14 protein-coding genes are annotated in these 14,856 nt (G+C 58.2%); 9 read left to right on the top strand and 5 right to left on the bottom strand.

The annotated features are described in order from the left end of the window. Positions 1-63 precede the first annotated feature (63 nt). The 4 genes from D781_RS11230 to D781_RS11215 all read right to left on the bottom strand — a co-directional run bounded on the left by D781_RS11230 (position 64) and on the right by D781_RS11215 (position 4,055). Complete coding sequence (locus D781_RS11230) at positions 64-1,074, bottom strand: transketolase family protein (protein WP_015672445.1); 1,011 nt, start codon at positions 1,072-1,074, stop codon at positions 64-66. Next, entirely contained in the window at positions 1,071-1,922 is an 852-nt protein-coding gene (locus tag D781_RS11225) for a transketolase (RefSeq protein ID WP_015672444.1), read from the bottom strand. The genes D781_RS11230 and D781_RS11225 overlap by 4 nt, the downstream gene beginning before the upstream one ends. A 15-nt stretch (positions 1,923-1,937) precedes the next feature. Next, positions 1,938-3,236 carry an MFS transporter gene (locus D781_RS11220; protein WP_015672443.1) on the bottom strand — a complete coding sequence of 433 codons (1,299 nt, stop codon included), beginning with the start codon at positions 3,234-3,236 and terminating at the stop codon, positions 1,938-1,940. Between the two features lie 69 nt (positions 3,237-3,305). Then, positions 3,306-4,055 carry a glucose 1-dehydrogenase gene (locus D781_RS11215; protein ID WP_015672442.1) on the bottom strand — a complete coding sequence of 250 codons (750 nt, stop codon included), beginning with the start codon at positions 4,053-4,055 and terminating at the stop codon, positions 3,306-3,308. Positions 4,056-4,255: 200 nt separating this feature from the next. On the opposite strand from D781_RS11215, the gene D781_RS11210 reads away from it, so the two are divergent. The 9 genes from D781_RS11210 (at position 4,256) to dpgD (ending at position 13,790) form a co-directional block, all read left to right on the top strand. Then, positions 4,256-5,164 carry a LysR substrate-binding domain-containing protein gene (locus tag D781_RS11210; RefSeq protein ID WP_015672441.1) on the top strand — a complete coding sequence of 303 codons (909 nt, stop codon included), beginning with the start codon at positions 4,256-4,258 and terminating at the stop codon, positions 5,162-5,164. Further along, entirely contained in the window at positions 5,158-5,472 is a 315-nt protein-coding gene (locus D781_RS11205; protein ID WP_041411808.1) for a hypothetical protein, read from the top strand. The genes D781_RS11210 and D781_RS11205 overlap by 7 nt, the downstream gene beginning before the upstream one ends. A gap of 356 nt (positions 5,473-5,828) precedes the next feature. Continuing rightward, a complete protein-coding gene (locus D781_RS11200) occupies positions 5,829-7,013 on the top strand; it encodes a sugar efflux transporter (protein ID WP_015672440.1) in 1,185 nt (394 codons plus the stop codon). A gap of 206 nt (positions 7,014-7,219) precedes the next feature. Next, a complete protein-coding gene (locus D781_RS11195; RefSeq protein ID WP_015672439.1) occupies positions 7,220-8,461 on the top strand; it encodes an ATP-grasp domain-containing protein in 1,242 nt (413 codons plus the stop codon). Between the two features lie 102 nt (positions 8,462-8,563). Continuing rightward, positions 8,564-9,817, top strand: a complete 1,254-nt coding sequence (locus D781_RS11190; protein WP_015672438.1) for a PLP-dependent aminotransferase family protein — start codon at positions 8,564-8,566, stop codon at positions 9,815-9,817. Positions 9,818-9,913: 96 nt separating this feature from the next. Further along, positions 9,914-10,999 (top strand): 3,5-dihydroxyphenylacetyl-CoA synthase DpgA, encoded by a 1,086-nt coding sequence (gene dpgA, locus D781_RS11185; protein ID WP_015672437.1) that lies wholly within the window; start codon positions 9,914-9,916, stop codon positions 10,997-10,999. A 22-nt stretch (positions 11,000-11,021) separates the two neighbouring features. Beyond that, positions 11,022-11,663, top strand: a complete 642-nt coding sequence (gene dpgB, locus D781_RS11180) for an enoyl-CoA-hydratase DpgB (protein ID WP_015672436.1) — start codon at positions 11,022-11,024, stop codon at positions 11,661-11,663. 7 nt (positions 11,664-11,670) lie between these two features. Beyond that, entirely contained in the window at positions 11,671-12,930 is a 1,260-nt protein-coding gene (locus tag D781_RS11175) for an enoyl-CoA hydratase/isomerase family protein (RefSeq protein WP_015672435.1), read from the top strand. 47 nt (positions 12,931-12,977) lie between these two features. Further along, positions 12,978-13,790, top strand: coding sequence for an enoyl-CoA-hydratase DpgD (gene dpgD, locus D781_RS11170; RefSeq protein WP_015672434.1), 813 nt, complete (start codon positions 12,978-12,980; stop codon positions 13,788-13,790). Between the two features lie 78 nt (positions 13,791-13,868). Here the strand turns inward: dpgD and D781_RS11165 are convergent, their stop codons facing one another. Continuing rightward, positions 13,869-14,807, bottom strand: a complete 939-nt coding sequence (locus tag D781_RS11165; RefSeq protein WP_015672433.1) for a LysR family transcriptional regulator — start codon at positions 14,805-14,807, stop codon at positions 13,869-13,871. Between the last annotated feature and the right edge of the window lie 49 nt (positions 14,808-14,856).

The following is a 14,856-nucleotide window of genomic DNA, read 5'->3' as shown; positions in this document are numbered from 1 at the left end:
GATATCAAAGAGAGCGAGCTGCGACTGGCGTAATGCGACTTCCCTGTCGCGGTGCGGCTACAGCTACAGCCAGCCCTTGATCTGCCGGATAATTTCGGCGGTGGAGATACCGTAACGGTCGTGCAGGGTCGGCAGCGCGCCGGCCAGCAGGAAGGCGTCCGGCAGGGCGATCTGCCGGAACGCCGGCGTCACGCCGTTGCGCAGCAGGGTTGACGCCACGGCTTCCCCCAGACCGCCGATCTGCGAATGGTTCTCCGCGGTGATCACCAGGCGGCCGCTTACGCCGGCCTCGCGCAGAATGGTCTCCTCATCCAGCGGTTTGATCACCGGCGAATGCACCACCGCCACGCTGACGCCGCTTTGTTCCAGCTGTTCCGCCGCCTCCAGCGCGCGCATGGTCATCAGGCCGCTGGCGATAATCACCACATCTTTGCCGTCGCGCAGCCGCTGGGCCTTGCCGTGGCGATACTGATAATCATAGCGGTCGAGCACCAGCGGCACCTTACCGCGCAGCAGGCGCATATACACCGGCCCCTGATGTGCCGCCACCGCCGGCACCATCTGGCTCAGCTCCAGCGCGTCGCAGGGGTCGATCACCGTCAGGTTCGGCATGCCGCGGAAGATCGCCAGATCTTCGGTCGCCTGATGGCTGGGGCCGTAGCCGGTGGTGAGCCCGGGCAGCGCGCAGGCGATTTTAACGTTCAGGTTCTCTTCGGCGATCGCCATACAGATAAAATCATAGGCGCGGCGGGCGGCGAACACCGCATAGGTGGTAACGAACGGCGTAAAGCCTTCGCGCGCCATGCCGGCGGCGGCGCTCATCAGCAGCTGTTCCGCCATCCCCATCTGATAAAAACGTTCGGGAAAGGCCCTGGCGAACAGGTGCAGATCGGTGTATTTGCTCAGATCGGCGGTCAGGCCGACGATGTCGTCGCGCTGCCGGGCCAGCGCTACCAGCGCTTCGCCGAACGGCGCGGACTGCGTCGGCTGGCCCTCGGCGGCGATGGAGGCGATCATCGCCGAGGTGGTTAAACGCTTTTTGCCGCCGGCGGCCGTGGTGGTGGTCTGGTTCATGGTTGTTCTCCGATTTCCAGTGCGGTCAGCGCCTGATCCCATTCATGTTCATCTACGCGGATAAAGTGCGTTTTTTCCCGCGCCTCAAGGAAGGCGACCCCTTTGCCCATGCGGGTATCGCACAGGATCACCCGCGGCTGCGGCTGGTCGTGGCGACGCGCGGCGTCGAAGGCGGCCACCAGCGCCGCCAGATCGTTGCCGTCCACCCGCTGCACATGCCAGCCGAACGCCTGCCAGCGGTCGGCCAGCGGTTCGAAGGACAGGATCTCCGACGAGTGGCCGTCCGCCTGCTGATTATTGACGTCCACCAGCGCAATCAGGTTATCCAGCCGCCAGTGCGCGGCGGACATCACCGCCTCCCAGGTGGAGCCTTCGTTGAGTTCGCCGTCGGACAGCAGGTTGTAAATAAACGCCGGGTTGTTTTTGCGCTTCAGCCCCAGGCAGGCGCCCACCGCAATGCCCAGCCCGTGGCCCAGCGAACCGCCGGTGATCTCCATGCCGGGGGTGTAGGCGGCCATGCCGGACATCGGCAGGCGGCTGTCGTCGGCGCCGTAGGTTTCACGCTCATCAAGCGGCAGAATGCCGGCCTCCAGCAGCGCGGCATAGAGCGCGATGGCGTAGTGGCCGATCGACAGGTAGAAGCGATCGCGCGGCTCCCAGTCGGGCTCGTCCGCGCGGTAGCGCAGGGCGTGAAAGTAGCTGACCGCCAGCAGGTCGGCGGCGCCGAGCGCCTGGCCGATATAGCCTTGCCCCTGCACCTGGCCCATAATCAGCGCGTGCCGGCGGATGTTGTACGCCCGCTGTTGCAGCGACGGTGCGGCGGAATGCGGTAAATCAGTGCTATTCATCGTTTAACTCCGTGTTTATCGGTTAACCTGCGCGGCCGGGATGCGGAACACCAGCAGCGAGCCGGCCAGCAACACCAGCGTAATCAGATACATGCCCCACGCCGGCGAGCCGGTGATGCTGCTGATGCCGCCGATCAGGTAAGGCGAGAAGAACCCCGCCAGGTTGGCGAAGCAGTTCACCGCGGCAATGCCGGCGGCGGCGGAAACGCCGCCCAGCAGATTGGTAGGCAGCATCCAGAACAATGAGGAGGCGGAGAGGATGCCTGCCGCCGCCAGGCAGAGGAAGGCGATCGACAGCGCGACGTAATGGCCAAACTGGGTGGCCAGCAGCAGCGCCGCCGCGCCGACCAGCATCGGGATCGCCAGATGCCAGCGCCGCTCACGTCGGCGATCGCCGCTGCGCCCGGCCAGAATCATCGCCACGATGGCGCACAGATACGGCAGGCTGCTGAGCAGGCCGATCTGCAGCGGTTCGCTGATGCCGGCGTTGCGCACCAGCGTCGGCAGCCAGAAGGTGAGCGCATACTGGCCCATCACCACGCAGAAATAGATCAGCGCCAGCAGCCACAGCCGCCTGTCGCCGATAAACGCGGCGATGGTGCCGTGCTGGTGTTTATGCTGGTCGTCGGCGTCGAGATCGGCGCGCACCAAGCGTTTCTGGTGCTCATCCAGCCACGGTGCGTCTTCCACCCGGTCCTTCAGCGCCATCAGTACCACCAGCCCCATCAGCAGCGTCGGCACCGCCTCCAGCGCAAACATCCACTGCCAGCCGGCCCAGCCGTGCACGCCGGCAAAGCGCTCCATAATCCAGCCGGAGATCGGGCCGCCGATCATGCCGGACAGCGGAATGGCGATAAACCACAGCACCGTCATGCGCGCGCGCCGCGCCGCCGGGAACCAGTAGGTGAGATACAGCAACAGGCCGGGCGCCAGGCCGGCTTCCGCCACGCCGAGCAGAAAGCGCAGCAGGTAAAACTGCCAGGCGGTTTCCACCAGGGCGAACAGGCCGGAAATCAGCCCCCAGGTGATCATGATGCGGGCGATCCAGCGTCTGGCGCCCACCCGGTGCAGAATCAGGTTGCTCGGCACCTCAAAAAAGAAGTAACCGATAAAGAAAATGCCGGCGCCGAGGCCGTAGACGGTTTCGCTGAGCGCCAAATCGTCCATCATCTGCAGCTTGGCGAAGCCGACGTTTACCCGATCAAGGTAGGCGCACAGGTAGCACAGCATCAAAATCGGCATCAGCCGCCAGGCGATCTTGCGGTATGCGCCGTCGCGCGCGCCGGCAGCGGCGGTCAGGTTAAGCGTTGTCATGATATCCACTCCTGAAACAAACAGGCGATCCCCCGCAGCGCGCGGGGGCCGTAGGGTGACGCGGCCCGATCAGTGAATCAGCATGCCGCCGTTCACGTCCAGCGTAATGCCGGTCAGGTAGCTGGAGAGATCGCTGGCCAGGAACAGCGCGGCGTTGGCGACGTCCTGCGCGTTGCCCAGCCGGCCGAGCGGAATGCCGTCGATAATGGCGTGCCGGCGCTCGTCCTGCATCAGGCCGCCGGTGATATCGGTCTGGATCAGGCCGGGGGTGATGCTGTTGATGCGGATCTGCTCCGGGGCGAACTCGCGCGCCATCGCCTTCGCCAGCCCGAGCACGCCGGCCTTGGCGGCGCTGTAGTGCGGGCCGCCGAAGATGCCGCCGCCGCGCTGGGCGGACACCGACGACAGGCAGACGATGCTGCCGCCGCCGTTGGCGCGCATCGCCGGGATCACCGCCTGCGACATCAGCAGCGTACCGCGCAGGCTGACGTCCAGCACGCGGTCGTAGTCCTGCATGCCGATCTCCAGCGTTTTTACCGGCTGGGTGATGCCGGCGTTGTTGACCAGCACGTCGATGCGGCCGTAATGCTCGAGGATTTGCGCCACGGCCTGATTGACCGCCTGCGGGTCAGCGACGTCAACCGCCAGTCCCAGATGGCCGTCGCCAAGCTGCTGCGCGGCATGGGCCGCCGCGTGGCGATCCAGATCCAGGATCGCCACCCGGGCGCCCTGGGTGGCAAAGCAGGCGGCGGTGGCGCGGCCGATGCCGCGCTCGGAGGCGGCGCCGGTGATTACGGCGATTTTATTGTTCAGTAACATCTGCGACTCCTGAGTATTTTTATGTTTTTACGGCCATCGCGGCCGGTAGGGTGTGTTCAGCATTGGAGGAGACGCACTTTTCGGCAATGCAAAAAAATTCAGTCGATGCTGAATTAAACTTATGTTTTGATCGGCTTAACGTTTTCAGCCTCGGCGACGTGACAGGCTGTGACAAACCACCCTAAGCGGAGGTACGGCGGTTGGAAATACAAAAGGCGGCGATCCCCTCAATTAAGGCGCTGCAGGTGTTTGAGCAGGTGGCGCATTTCGGCAATGTAGCGCGCGCGGCGGAAGAGCTGAATATCACGCCCTCGGCGGCCAGCCACCAGTTGGCCAAGCTGGAGAAACTGGTGGGCAACTCGCTGTTTAACCGCTCGGCCAAAGGGGTGAGCCTGACGCTGGCGGGGGAAACCTACCTGCGTGAAATCAGCCAGCTGCTACTGAACCTGGCCCAGGCCACGGCGCAGATCCGCGACCAGAAAGAGAACAACGCCCTGCGCATTCACTGCGCTCCCAGCTTCGGCCTGCTGTGGCTGCTGCCGCGGCTGAAACAGCTGCATGAAGCCTGCCCGGAGCTTAACGTGACGCTGTCGTGTTCGTATGAAAACCTGTCGTTCAGTCGCGACAATATCGACGTGGCGATCCGCCACGGCTTTCCGGACTGGTCGCCGTTTGACATCAAAACGATCCGCGATGAATTTATTACCGCCATGGCGTCGCCGGACTATCTGCGGCGGCATCCGGCGCCGACGCCGGCGGCGCTGGCGGAGCACCGGCTGATTTTGTCGGAAACGCCGCTGATCCAGTGGCCGCAGTGGTTTGCCGCCCACCATCTGCCGCAGCCGGAACGCCCCTGGGTGTTCAGCTTCGATCGCTCCTATATGAGCCTGCAGGCCGCGCGTCTGGGACATGGCGTGGTGCTGGAGAGCGAACTGCTGGCGCAGGACTACCTGCGCGACGGTTCGCTGGTGAGGCTGTTTCCACCGGCGCTGAGCCTGCCGGTCAGCGCCCATCATCTGGTCTATCCGCGTGGTTTTGGCCAGCTGGCGCGGGTGAAGCGTTTTCTGCACTGGATGCAGCAGGCGCTGGACAGCGACAAGGTGTGCTGATCGCGCAGCTGCGTCAACAGCCGAGCGACGGCGATCGGGCTTTTGCAACATATGCTGCGGGGGGCTTTGTTCTGAGCGTGCGGCAGGCGGCCTGGCTGGCGCTGGATGAGCAGGGCGTTGCGACCCACGCACCGCAGCCCGAGAATTGCTGCCGCCAAACCGGCGGCGCAGAAACGTCCTGGAATTCTTCTATGACTTGCTGTGGCCGTGGGTATGAGGCAACGGTCATTGCTAATCTGCTTCATATTGATGCAAATGTGCATCTTGTTATCGTGGCCGACGCCATCTGGCAGATAAGTCTGAGTTGATCGTCAACGCCAGTGGAATACCCAGCCTTTTGTTTCCATTTTAGTGTTTTATGTCAAAAAAATTGCAAGTTATTTTTTTGACATAAGGATATAACGCTTACGCCGTGAAATGGCGCATTGTAAAAGGGAAAAAATCTGTTAAATATATTCACCGGATTTTTAACGAAACGGTCAATTTAAAAGACGCTATTATTTTCCATCAGATATTGTTGCACAAAAAACGATCCGTGAAATATGTGTTCCCAGCATGAAAAAATAACCGCACGATGACTGTTTCGGTCGTGCCGCTGCGATATAAATATAGGATGTATTTCCCTGTGTTTTTTATTTCTCTATTTAAATAACGGAATGGGTTTATGGAGTTGGAGCGTTATACGGTAAACCAGAGACAGAGCGTCAATATTATTTTTATGGCGGTAGCCTTAATATTGGGGATGGCGGGCGCGTTACAAATGCCGGTTGTCAGCCTGTTTCTGACGCGGGAAATCGGCGCCAGTCCGTTTATGGTGGGGATGTTTTATACCGTTAACGCGTTGGCCGGCGTAGGCGTCAGCCAACTGATGGCGCGAAAGTCGGATGCGGGCGGTCATCGCCGCCGTCTGATCCTGCTGTGTTGCTCGGTTGCCATTGCCAATGCCTTGCTGTTCGCGTTTAGCCGGGATTATCGCATTCTGGTGTCGGTAGGCGTAATGCTGTCGGCGCTGGCGACAACGGCGATGCCGCAACTGTTTGCTTTGGCGCGTCAGTATTCGGTCGGCGCCGAGTTTGACGTTATCAAATTCACCACCCGGATGCGTGCCCAGATTTCGATTTCCTGGGTGATCGCACCACCCGTCGCTTTCTTTATCATCGCGCACTTCGGTTTTACCGTTTTGTATCTGCTAGTGGCTCTGTTGTTTGTATTGGGCGGACTTTTCGTTCTGTCTTCGCTGCCTGCGGGGGACGTGCAGCCTCGTTCAGCGACGCCGGCGACGTCCGCTACCCCGACCACCACGGGCCGGTCGCAAGAAGCCTGGCTGCTGTTTGCCGCTTTGGCGCTGCTGTGGGGCGGCGATACGATGTACCTGATCGATATGCCGATATATATCAGCAGCCTGCCGGGCATGAACGGTAGTTTCGCCGGCTGGCTGTTGGGCGGCGCAGCAGGTCTGGAAATTCTGATCATGCTGTTCTGCTCACCGGTAATCAAGCGCGTTGGCCCGCGCCCTATGATGCTGCTGGCCGCCGGTTGTTCCGCGCTGTTTTACCTGGGCATGACGCAGGCAGTTTCTCCGTGGGCGCTGGCGGCGATTCAGGTGCTGAATGCCGTTTTTGTCGGTATCGTCGGCGCACTGGGTATGCTTTATCTGCAAGAATTGATGCCGGAGAGTCCGGGAACGGCCAGTACGCTGTACAGCAACAGTATTGCCACCGGGGCGATTTTTGCCGGTTTGCTCCAGGGCGCCATTAGTCAGCATTGGAATCATCAGGCCGTTTATTTTGCGGCGCTGTTATTGTCGCTGCTGGCATTACTGTTTTTGTTGAAGGTTAAAGACGCCTAGACGATATTCGCAAGAACATAATGGTCAGATATCAGGAATAATATAACGGCCGTTATTTTTGGCAGGGGATGCCTGCCTTTACTTTCTGATAAATAATTAACACACCGCCGCCGAGATCCCGTCAGGTAATGGCGTGGGAATCTCCGTGTCGTTTTTTTGGGGTGTTTTTTTGCTGATTTTATTTTTATGCAAGACAGGAGTGATGGGTGAAAAATACGATTGTTATTATCGACGCGCTATCAACGGGAAATGAACTTGCGGCGGCATTTATGTCGCGCGGCTGCGACGTGGTGCATATCTGGCAAGATTTTTCGCGTCAAACGCGTACTCAGGGATTTGTCGAAACCATTAATTATTCCGGATCGTTGGATGACCTTATCCAGCAACTGAGGCCGTATGACATTCGTTATGTGATTGCCGGTGCGGACAGCGGCATTGCATTGGCGGATATGCTGGCGTCAGCCATGGGGATACCGGCGGCAAATGACCCTGAAACCACCGACTGGCGACGGAATAAGTTTATTTCGCAGCAAAAGCTGGCGGAAAAAGGCATTCGTTCAATCAGGCAGTGTAAAGCCTCTTCGGCCGCGGAATTGGTGTCCTGGGCCGAGTTGAACGGTTATCCCGTGATTGTAAAACCGCTGAACAGCGGCGCCAGCGACGGCGTAATACTGTGTGAGAGCGGGGAAGACGTGCGACGTGCGGCAGAACAACTGCTGGGCAAAGAGAATCTGCTGGGTTATGTAAATGATGAAGTGTTGATCCAGGAACTGATTGACGGCACCCAGTATTTCGTCAACACGCTGAGCTGGCAAGGACGGCATTATGTGACGGACATCTGGGAGCAAGTGCGCAGCCGGGTGAGCGGCGGCGCTTACAATTTTGAAGGGATGCATCTGATCGATGCGCAGGAAGCGTACGCCAGAGCGCTGGCGACGTATACCCTTGAGGTATTATCCGCCTTGGGCGTCGATTATGGCGCAGCGCACAATGAGGTGATCCTGACGGCGGAAGGGCCGGTGCTGATTGAAACCAATGCCCGTCTGATGGGGGCCTCTATCAATGACGTGACATTCAGCGCCTGCCTCGGCTATACCCAGGTCAGCCTGTGTGCGGCCATGTATCTGGCGCCGCAGGATTTTATCGACCGTTACGTGGGCACTGATTACCGCATGCATGCCTATGTGTCTGAAATCTCCTTTTTGTTCAAGCGCGACGGCGTACTGGAGGCGATGCCGGGGAAACGCGCGATAGAGCGGCTTCCTTCCTTCTCCAATTTCTTTGCGCTACCGCGTTTGGGACAGCGCGTCACCCGTACGGCGGACACCAAGGGATTGCCCGGATTCGCTTATTTACTGCATCAGGATCAATCCCAGCTAGTGCGCGATTTTAATCAGATCCTGGCATGGCAGCAGCGGGATGATATTTATCGCATTGTCGATGAATAAATAACATGCGGCACGCCGGCGACGAGCGTGTGACAGGCAACGCGTCTGGCCGGCCTTATTTGGGCCAGTCATCACTATCTACATGAATCAACGGATGTTTGTATGCCAACTCAGGAGAGTGTTTTATCCATTGTGGGCGCGCTTAACCAGCGCTACCCACATGCCTGTTCACTGTCATTAGGGCGTCCCAACCCTGATATTTACGCCAAACTGGATTTTGAACGTTATGCGCAGGTCTATCAGGCGTTTTTACGGACAGAAAAGCACTATGACAACGCAAAAATCAGAGAGAATCTTTACACTTACGGGCCCAGCCAGGGGATGATTACTGCCCATCTCGCCAAATGGTTGGCGAATGATGAGGGGATCCACGCTGGCGAGAAGGAGATTCTGGTGACCAATGGTTGCCAGGAAGCCTACAACCTGGTGTTACTGCACGAATTACGTCAGCCCGAGGATTGCGTGCTGATTATTGAACCCAGCTACTTCGGATTTACCGATTGCGTCGCGGTCCTGGGGAAGTCATCCGTTAAAATCGCTATCGACGATCTCGCCCATCCTGCCGGCGGCGTTGATTTTACGCTGCTGCCGGCGGTGATCGAACAGTATCGCCGGCAGGGTAAGCAGATAAAACTTATCTATATCAATCCTGATTTTAATAATCCGATGACCTACCAACTGAGCGAGGCAGAGAAAAGCACGCTGCTCACGGTCTGCATGCAGCAGGGGGTGAAGATTATTGAGGATGGCACCTATTCGGCGTTTTATTACGAGGGCATACAGCCCCGTGCAATAAAAACGCAGGATAACGCAGGCCAGGTCTATTATATCGGCTCGTTCTCCAAAACGTTATGTCCGTCGCTGCGTCTGGGCTATCTGGTGATAAGCCGGCACGGCGACGAAACCTTTAACCATCTGCTGCATATTAAAGATCACACCAGCCTGAGCAGCAGTGCGCTGAATCAGCAAATTGTCGCCGGTTTTTTAATTGAGCATCAATACTCATTGGAAAACTGGATCCGTCCGATCCGCGATGAATACCGTGCCCGGCGTGACGCGATGCTGCAGGTGCTCGAGCAGGAATTGGGCGCCGGTCTGCTGCAGTGGCACGTACCTGCCGGCGGCTTCTTCGTATATATCCGCTTGCCGCAGGAAATCAACACCGCGCACCTGCTCGACTGCGCGGAGGGGTATCAGGTGACATTTCTGCCGGTCAGTTATGCGGTGCGAAGCGACCGGCAGCGCGCTCATGGTATCCGTCTCGCCTTCAGCTATTACCCGCCGGCCGCGATTGCGGCGGGGACCCGCAAGTTTTGTCAGTTTCTTAATGAAAGACTCTTGCCGCAACAGATCTGAGCGTTAAACAGCTTCATTCACAGAGTGATATTTCATTTTCCCGCTAATCGAATGGCATTCGAACGGGTATTTATAGATGACGGTGGATATTTGCAGATGAAAGAGAGAACGAATAACGGAATGAACGCCTATCTTCTGGCCTGCGCGCATGATGTACCGGAAACCGCCTATTCGCAGAGCGCGGTCTGTGACAACCTTAATATTACCGACAGCCGCATTCGCTCCATATTTATTAACAGCGGAATCAGTAAAAGGCATTTGTCGATAGACAATATGGCGGGAAGTGCCGCCGATGGTGAAACGCATGCGCAAATGCTGGCGCGTCATGAAAAAAATGCGCTCAAACTGGGGGGGAATGCAATCCGCAAATGTCTGGATAAAATTGGCATGCGGATTGAAGATATTGACTGTATTTGCTGCGTGACGTCGACGGGTTTTTTAGTGCCGGCGTTAAGCGCCCGTTTTTGTGAATCGCTGGGGGTGTCGGATTTTTGCAACCGGATCGATATTGTCGGCATGGGCTGTTCCGCCGGGCTGAACGGCCTGGATGCGGTAAAAAACTGGTCGCTTGCCAATCCGGGCAAGCTGGCGGTGGTGGTCTGTACGGAAATTTGTTCTGCGGCCTACATTGAGGACGGCACGCTTCCTACCGCGGTCGTTAACAGTCTGTTCGGCGACGGTGCCAGTGCCGCGGCGGTCATAAGCTTGACGGAAGACGATGCGCCACCTGCCGGCGCGATCACACTGCGGGCGAAGCTCAGCCTGACCGAACCTTCGGCCATCGGCATGATGAAGTTTGATTGGAATGATGAGCAGCATAAAAACCGCTTTTACCTCTCGAAAGACGTGCCGTATGTGGTGGGATCAAAAGTTGAAAAAGTGGTGCATAAACTGCTGGGCGAACATCAACTCAACGTCAGCGATATTGATCACTGGGTCGTACATTCCGGCGGCAAAAAAGTGCTCGATTCAATTTGTATCAATTTGGGATTAACGAAAAGTGACCTGCGCCACACGCGCAGCGTATTAAATGATTTCGGCAATCTTTCCAGTGGTTCATTCCTGTTTTCTTTAGAACGTCTGCAAAATGAAAAAATAACGTCAGCCGGCGATATCGGAGTCTTTATGACGATGGGGCCCGGTGCGGCGATTGAAACTGCCCTGGTGCAATGGGAAAAATAATTTAACGTAATTGAGGTCATTTATGGAACGTCTAACAATCAATTTTACCGGCTCAGCGGCGATCACCAGCGACATGATTGAACAACTTAATCAACTTTGCGCTCAGGTTGAGAATACTCCGGCGATCGATCAGGTGCTGTTCGTTTTTGCGGACGGCGCTACGACAGCGCAGGGAACAGAGAGTATGGATGTCGGTCTGTTGCACAAGTGGGAAAAGGCGCTGCGCCGGGTGGAAAACCTGAATGCGCTGCTGATCGCCACCGCCGACGGCGAATGCGGGCTGGTGGCCTTATCAATTATTGCCATTGCCGATCTGCGTCTGGGTACGCCTGACAGCACCTTTGCGCTGCGCGGGAAAGATATCACGTTGCCGGGGATGCTGATTCATCGCTTAACCAATCAGCTGGCGGCCAACTGGGTGCGTTTGCTGCTGGTGCTGGGGAATACGCTGTGCGCCGAGGAGGCGTTGGCCAGCGGTTTGCTGGACCGCACCAGCACGCAGCCCGCCGCGCTGGCGGAGGATCTGGCGATGGGCATGAACCCGCACGCCTTTACCGATATCCGCGTGCGCCGCAAGCTGATGCTGGAAGCCTGTCATACCTCGTACGAGGACACGATCGGCCTGTCGCTGTCCGCCAGCGACCGTACGCTGCGTCAGGGGTAAGCGCCGGATGATGAGTGAATATACCGATGAGTTCTCCCAGGCGCTGCACCAGCAAACCTCAGCGTTAAAGGCCGCGCTGCAGGTGCATTGCGGCAATAGCGCCCTCAGAGACGATATGATCATTGCCGAATGCGCTGCCGACCCGGACGTTACACAATTTTTCTCGTGCTACGGGCTGGCGTTATACCGGTTATGGACGGAGCACTATTGCCGCTCTCAGCGTATTGAAGCGCTTTATCAGTCTGCTGCGGAACTGCTGTTTGACGAGATTGCGCAAGGCACGCCGCAGCAGGCGGCTGCCGACTACTGTTTTTCGCTTTTCCTGGCGCAGGTGCTGCAGGACGAGGACGCCGGTACGCATCTGTTAGACGCCATGTTGCAACCGAAAGACGCGTCGCTGCCGTTGGTCGAGGCCTTTAACCGCAGCGGTTACGTCAGACTGACGGCGTTGGAGATCCGCCAGGAAGACGAGGCGGCGGTAGTCACTTTCCTTAATGGTGATACCTTGCATGCCGAAGACGGCGACTTTGTCCGCGATTTGGAAACGGCGGCAGATATTGTCCATTTATCGGACAAAGTTAAAGTCGGCGTGCTGCGCGGCGGCGTGGTCAACCATCCGAAGTATGCCGGCCGCCGGGTGTTTTGCTCGGGCATCAATCTGAAAAAACTGCACGATGCCGGCATCTCTTATCCGGAATTCTTGATTGGCAGAGAGATGGGTTGCATCAATAAGTTGATTCACGGCGTCGTTTGCCCGTCAAAGGGGGCTGAAGTCTGCGTCACGAAACCCTGGGTCGCCTTGGTGGAGGCTTTCGCCATCGGCGGCGGTATGCAGATGGTGCTGGCCTGCGATTATGTGATCGGCGAGCAGGGGTGTTATGTCTCGTTGCCGGCAGCCAAAGAGGGCATTATTCCCGGGGTTTCCAATCTGCGGCTTACCAGCGCGGCCAGTGAACGGTTTGCCAAGCAGGTGATTTTGCATGGGCGTAAAGTCAGGGCTGACGATGCTGATGCAGGATTTATCTTCGATCGGGTCGTGGTGCCGGAGGCGCTGGAACGGGCCCTGCAGGAAGCGATCACGCTGATGGCCGCGCCGGCCGTACCGGTAAATAAACGCATGCTGGTACTTGCCAAAGAGCCATTGTCGGCGTTCCGCGACTATATGCAGGCATTCTGTCGTGAACAGGTCATCAGAATGTATGCCGTCGATGTAAAAGAAAAGACCGGTAAATTCGCCAGAAAAGTCCCCGAGACGCTGGCGGAGTAATGCCAGGCGCGCTGATCGGCGTGCCTGATGAAACAGGATGAGACCATATGGCAGAACGAGACAACCTACCGCTGGCGGTGTTATACGAGAAAAGGGGGCATGTTGCCTATATCACCTTGAACCGCCCGGCCGTGCTTAACGCGATGAATCTTGATATGCACAGGCAGTTGCTGACGGTATGGGAAGATTTTAACCATGATGACGAACTGTGGGTGGCGGTGCTGGCCGGCGCGGGCGGCAAGTCTTTCTCCGTCGGTCAGGATTTGAAGGAGCTGAAAACGCGTTACGCCGACGGCGAACCTTTTTCCAGCCTGGGCAGCGCCGGCCGTCCAGGCTGGCCGCGACTGACCGAACGCACTGATATTTACAAGCCGATTATTGCGGTGGTGGAGGGTTACGCCTTTGGTGGCGGTTTTGAACTGGCGCTGGCCTGCGATTTGATTGTCGCCAGTGAAGCGTCAGTTTTCGCTCTGCCTGAAGCCAAGCTAGGTTTGATTCAGGGGGCGGGGGGGATTTTCCGCTTGACCCGGCAGATGCCGATGAAACTGGCCATGGAGATGCTGCTGACGGGCAAGCAGATCTCAGCGCGTCAGGCGCAGGCGTTCGGCATTGTCAATCAGGTGGTCGACGGGGAGAAACTGGCGGATACGGTTGAACAACTGGTGAATGATATTCTGCGCTGCTCGCCGGCGGCGACGCGCGCGATTAAAAATATCGCCTACGACAGCGCCGATAAAAGCCTGCCGGAGGCTTTTCAGGCGCAGTATGTCGCAGAACAGCGGCGATTGCACAGTCAGGACTTGCTTGAGGGGGTGGACGCCTTTCTGGAAAAAAGACCGCCGGTTTGGTCGGGCAAGTGAATATCGTCTGGCCGGCAGCCGGCTCGATGTGGCAACGACGGGATGATCGCCGACGGATTGCGCGCTATGGTGCGCGTATTAGCCAGGTGATGCAGCAGGGGGGGTGTCCATCTCGCGGCACACTGCGGCAATCATTGTTCTGAGCCAGCGGTGCGCCGCATGTTCCTCGGTGCGCTGATGCCACAGCAGATGAAACTCAATCTGCGGCATCGCCAGCGGCGGCGGGTAGCTAAGCAGCGCGTCGCGACAGGCCGCGCCTGCCGCCGCCCGGCGCAGCAGCGTGCTGACATAGTCCGTACCGGGCAGCAGGGCCGGAATGGCGAACATGCCGGGCAGCGTCAGTGCCACCTGGCGGCTCAGTCCGCGCGCCCTGAGCATCTCATCCACCAGACCGTAGCGGTTGCCCTCCGGCGACGCCAAAATATGCTTCATCGCCACAAAGCGCTGCAGAGTCATTGCGGCGGGCGGCGCATCGCCGTTTTTTCCCGTCAGGGTGACAAACTCATCGCTCAGCAGCGGCACGGACAGGATCCGGCTTTGCGTCTTGCTGGGCGTGACGCTCAGCGCCACGTCAATTTTGCCGCTGTCCAGCAGCGCTACCGTTTCATCCCGATCGGTAAAGGCGCGGATATGGAGCGTGCCGTGCGGCGCCTGCGCCGCAAACGCCTTACTCAGCGCCGGCAGCATGATGTGCAGCGGATACTCCGTCAGCCCCAGGGTAAAACTGAGCGCCTGCGCCGCCGGGTCGAAGGCCTCGGCGGGGCGCATAACGCTGCGGATGCGCGCCAGCGCTTCGGCGACCGGCGGGGCGATGCCCTGCGCTTTAGCGGTCGGCAGCAGGCCTTCCGCACTGCGGATAAACAGCGGGTCATCGAACACCCGCCTCAGGCGCGCCAGCGCCGCGCTCATGGCCGGCTGGCTGACGCCCGCCATCGCCGCCGCTTTGGTGACGTTGCGCTCCGTCATCAGCGCGTTAAACGCCGCGAGGAGATTGAGATCGAAACCCTCAAAATTCATATTTTATATATTACTCTATACATGATATTTGTTGGATTGATGATGTCAC

The sequence above is a fragment of the Serratia sp. FGI94 genome (assembly GCF_000330865.1).
GTDB lineage: Bacteria > Pseudomonadota > Gammaproteobacteria > Enterobacterales > Enterobacteriaceae > Serratia_B > Serratia_B rubidaea.
The sequence above is the reverse complement of the archived record's forward strand: the minus strand, read 5'-3'. Positions and strand labels throughout refer to the sequence as shown.

Bases quoted from the DNA above. Each gene is read 5' to 3' on its own strand.
- D781_RS11230 (WP_015672445.1), bottom strand. From the start codon at position 1,074: ATGAACCAGACCACCACCACGGCCGCCGGCGGCAAAAAGCGTTTAACC.
- D781_RS11225 (WP_015672444.1), bottom strand. From the start codon at position 1,922: ATGAATAGCACTGATTTACCGCATTCCGCCGCACCGTCGCTGCAACAG.
- D781_RS11190 (WP_015672438.1), top strand. From the start codon at position 8,564: ATGCCAACTCAGGAGAGTGTTTTATCCATTGTGGGCGCGCTTAACCAG.
- dpgD (WP_015672434.1), top strand. From the start codon at position 12,978: ATGGCAGAACGAGACAACCTACCGCTGGCGGTGTTATACGAGAAAAGG.
- D781_RS11200 (WP_015672440.1), top strand. From the start codon at position 5,829: ATGGAGTTGGAGCGTTATACGGTAAACCAGAGACAGAGCGTCAATATT.
- D781_RS11215 (WP_015672442.1), bottom strand. From the start codon at position 4,055: ATGTTACTGAACAATAAAATCGCCGTAATCACCGGCGCCGCCTCCGAG.
- dpgA (WP_015672437.1), top strand. From the start codon at position 9,914: ATGAAAGAGAGAACGAATAACGGAATGAACGCCTATCTTCTGGCCTGC.
- dpgB (WP_015672436.1), top strand. From the start codon at position 11,022: ATGGAACGTCTAACAATCAATTTTACCGGCTCAGCGGCGATCACCAGC.
- D781_RS11220 (WP_015672443.1), bottom strand. From the start codon at position 3,236: ATGACAACGCTTAACCTGACCGCCGCTGCCGGCGCGCGCGACGGCGCA.
- D781_RS11175 (WP_015672435.1), top strand. From the start codon at position 11,671: ATGATGAGTGAATATACCGATGAGTTCTCCCAGGCGCTGCACCAGCAA.
- D781_RS11165 (WP_015672433.1), bottom strand. From the start codon at position 14,807: ATGAATTTTGAGGGTTTCGATCTCAATCTCCTCGCGGCGTTTAACGCG.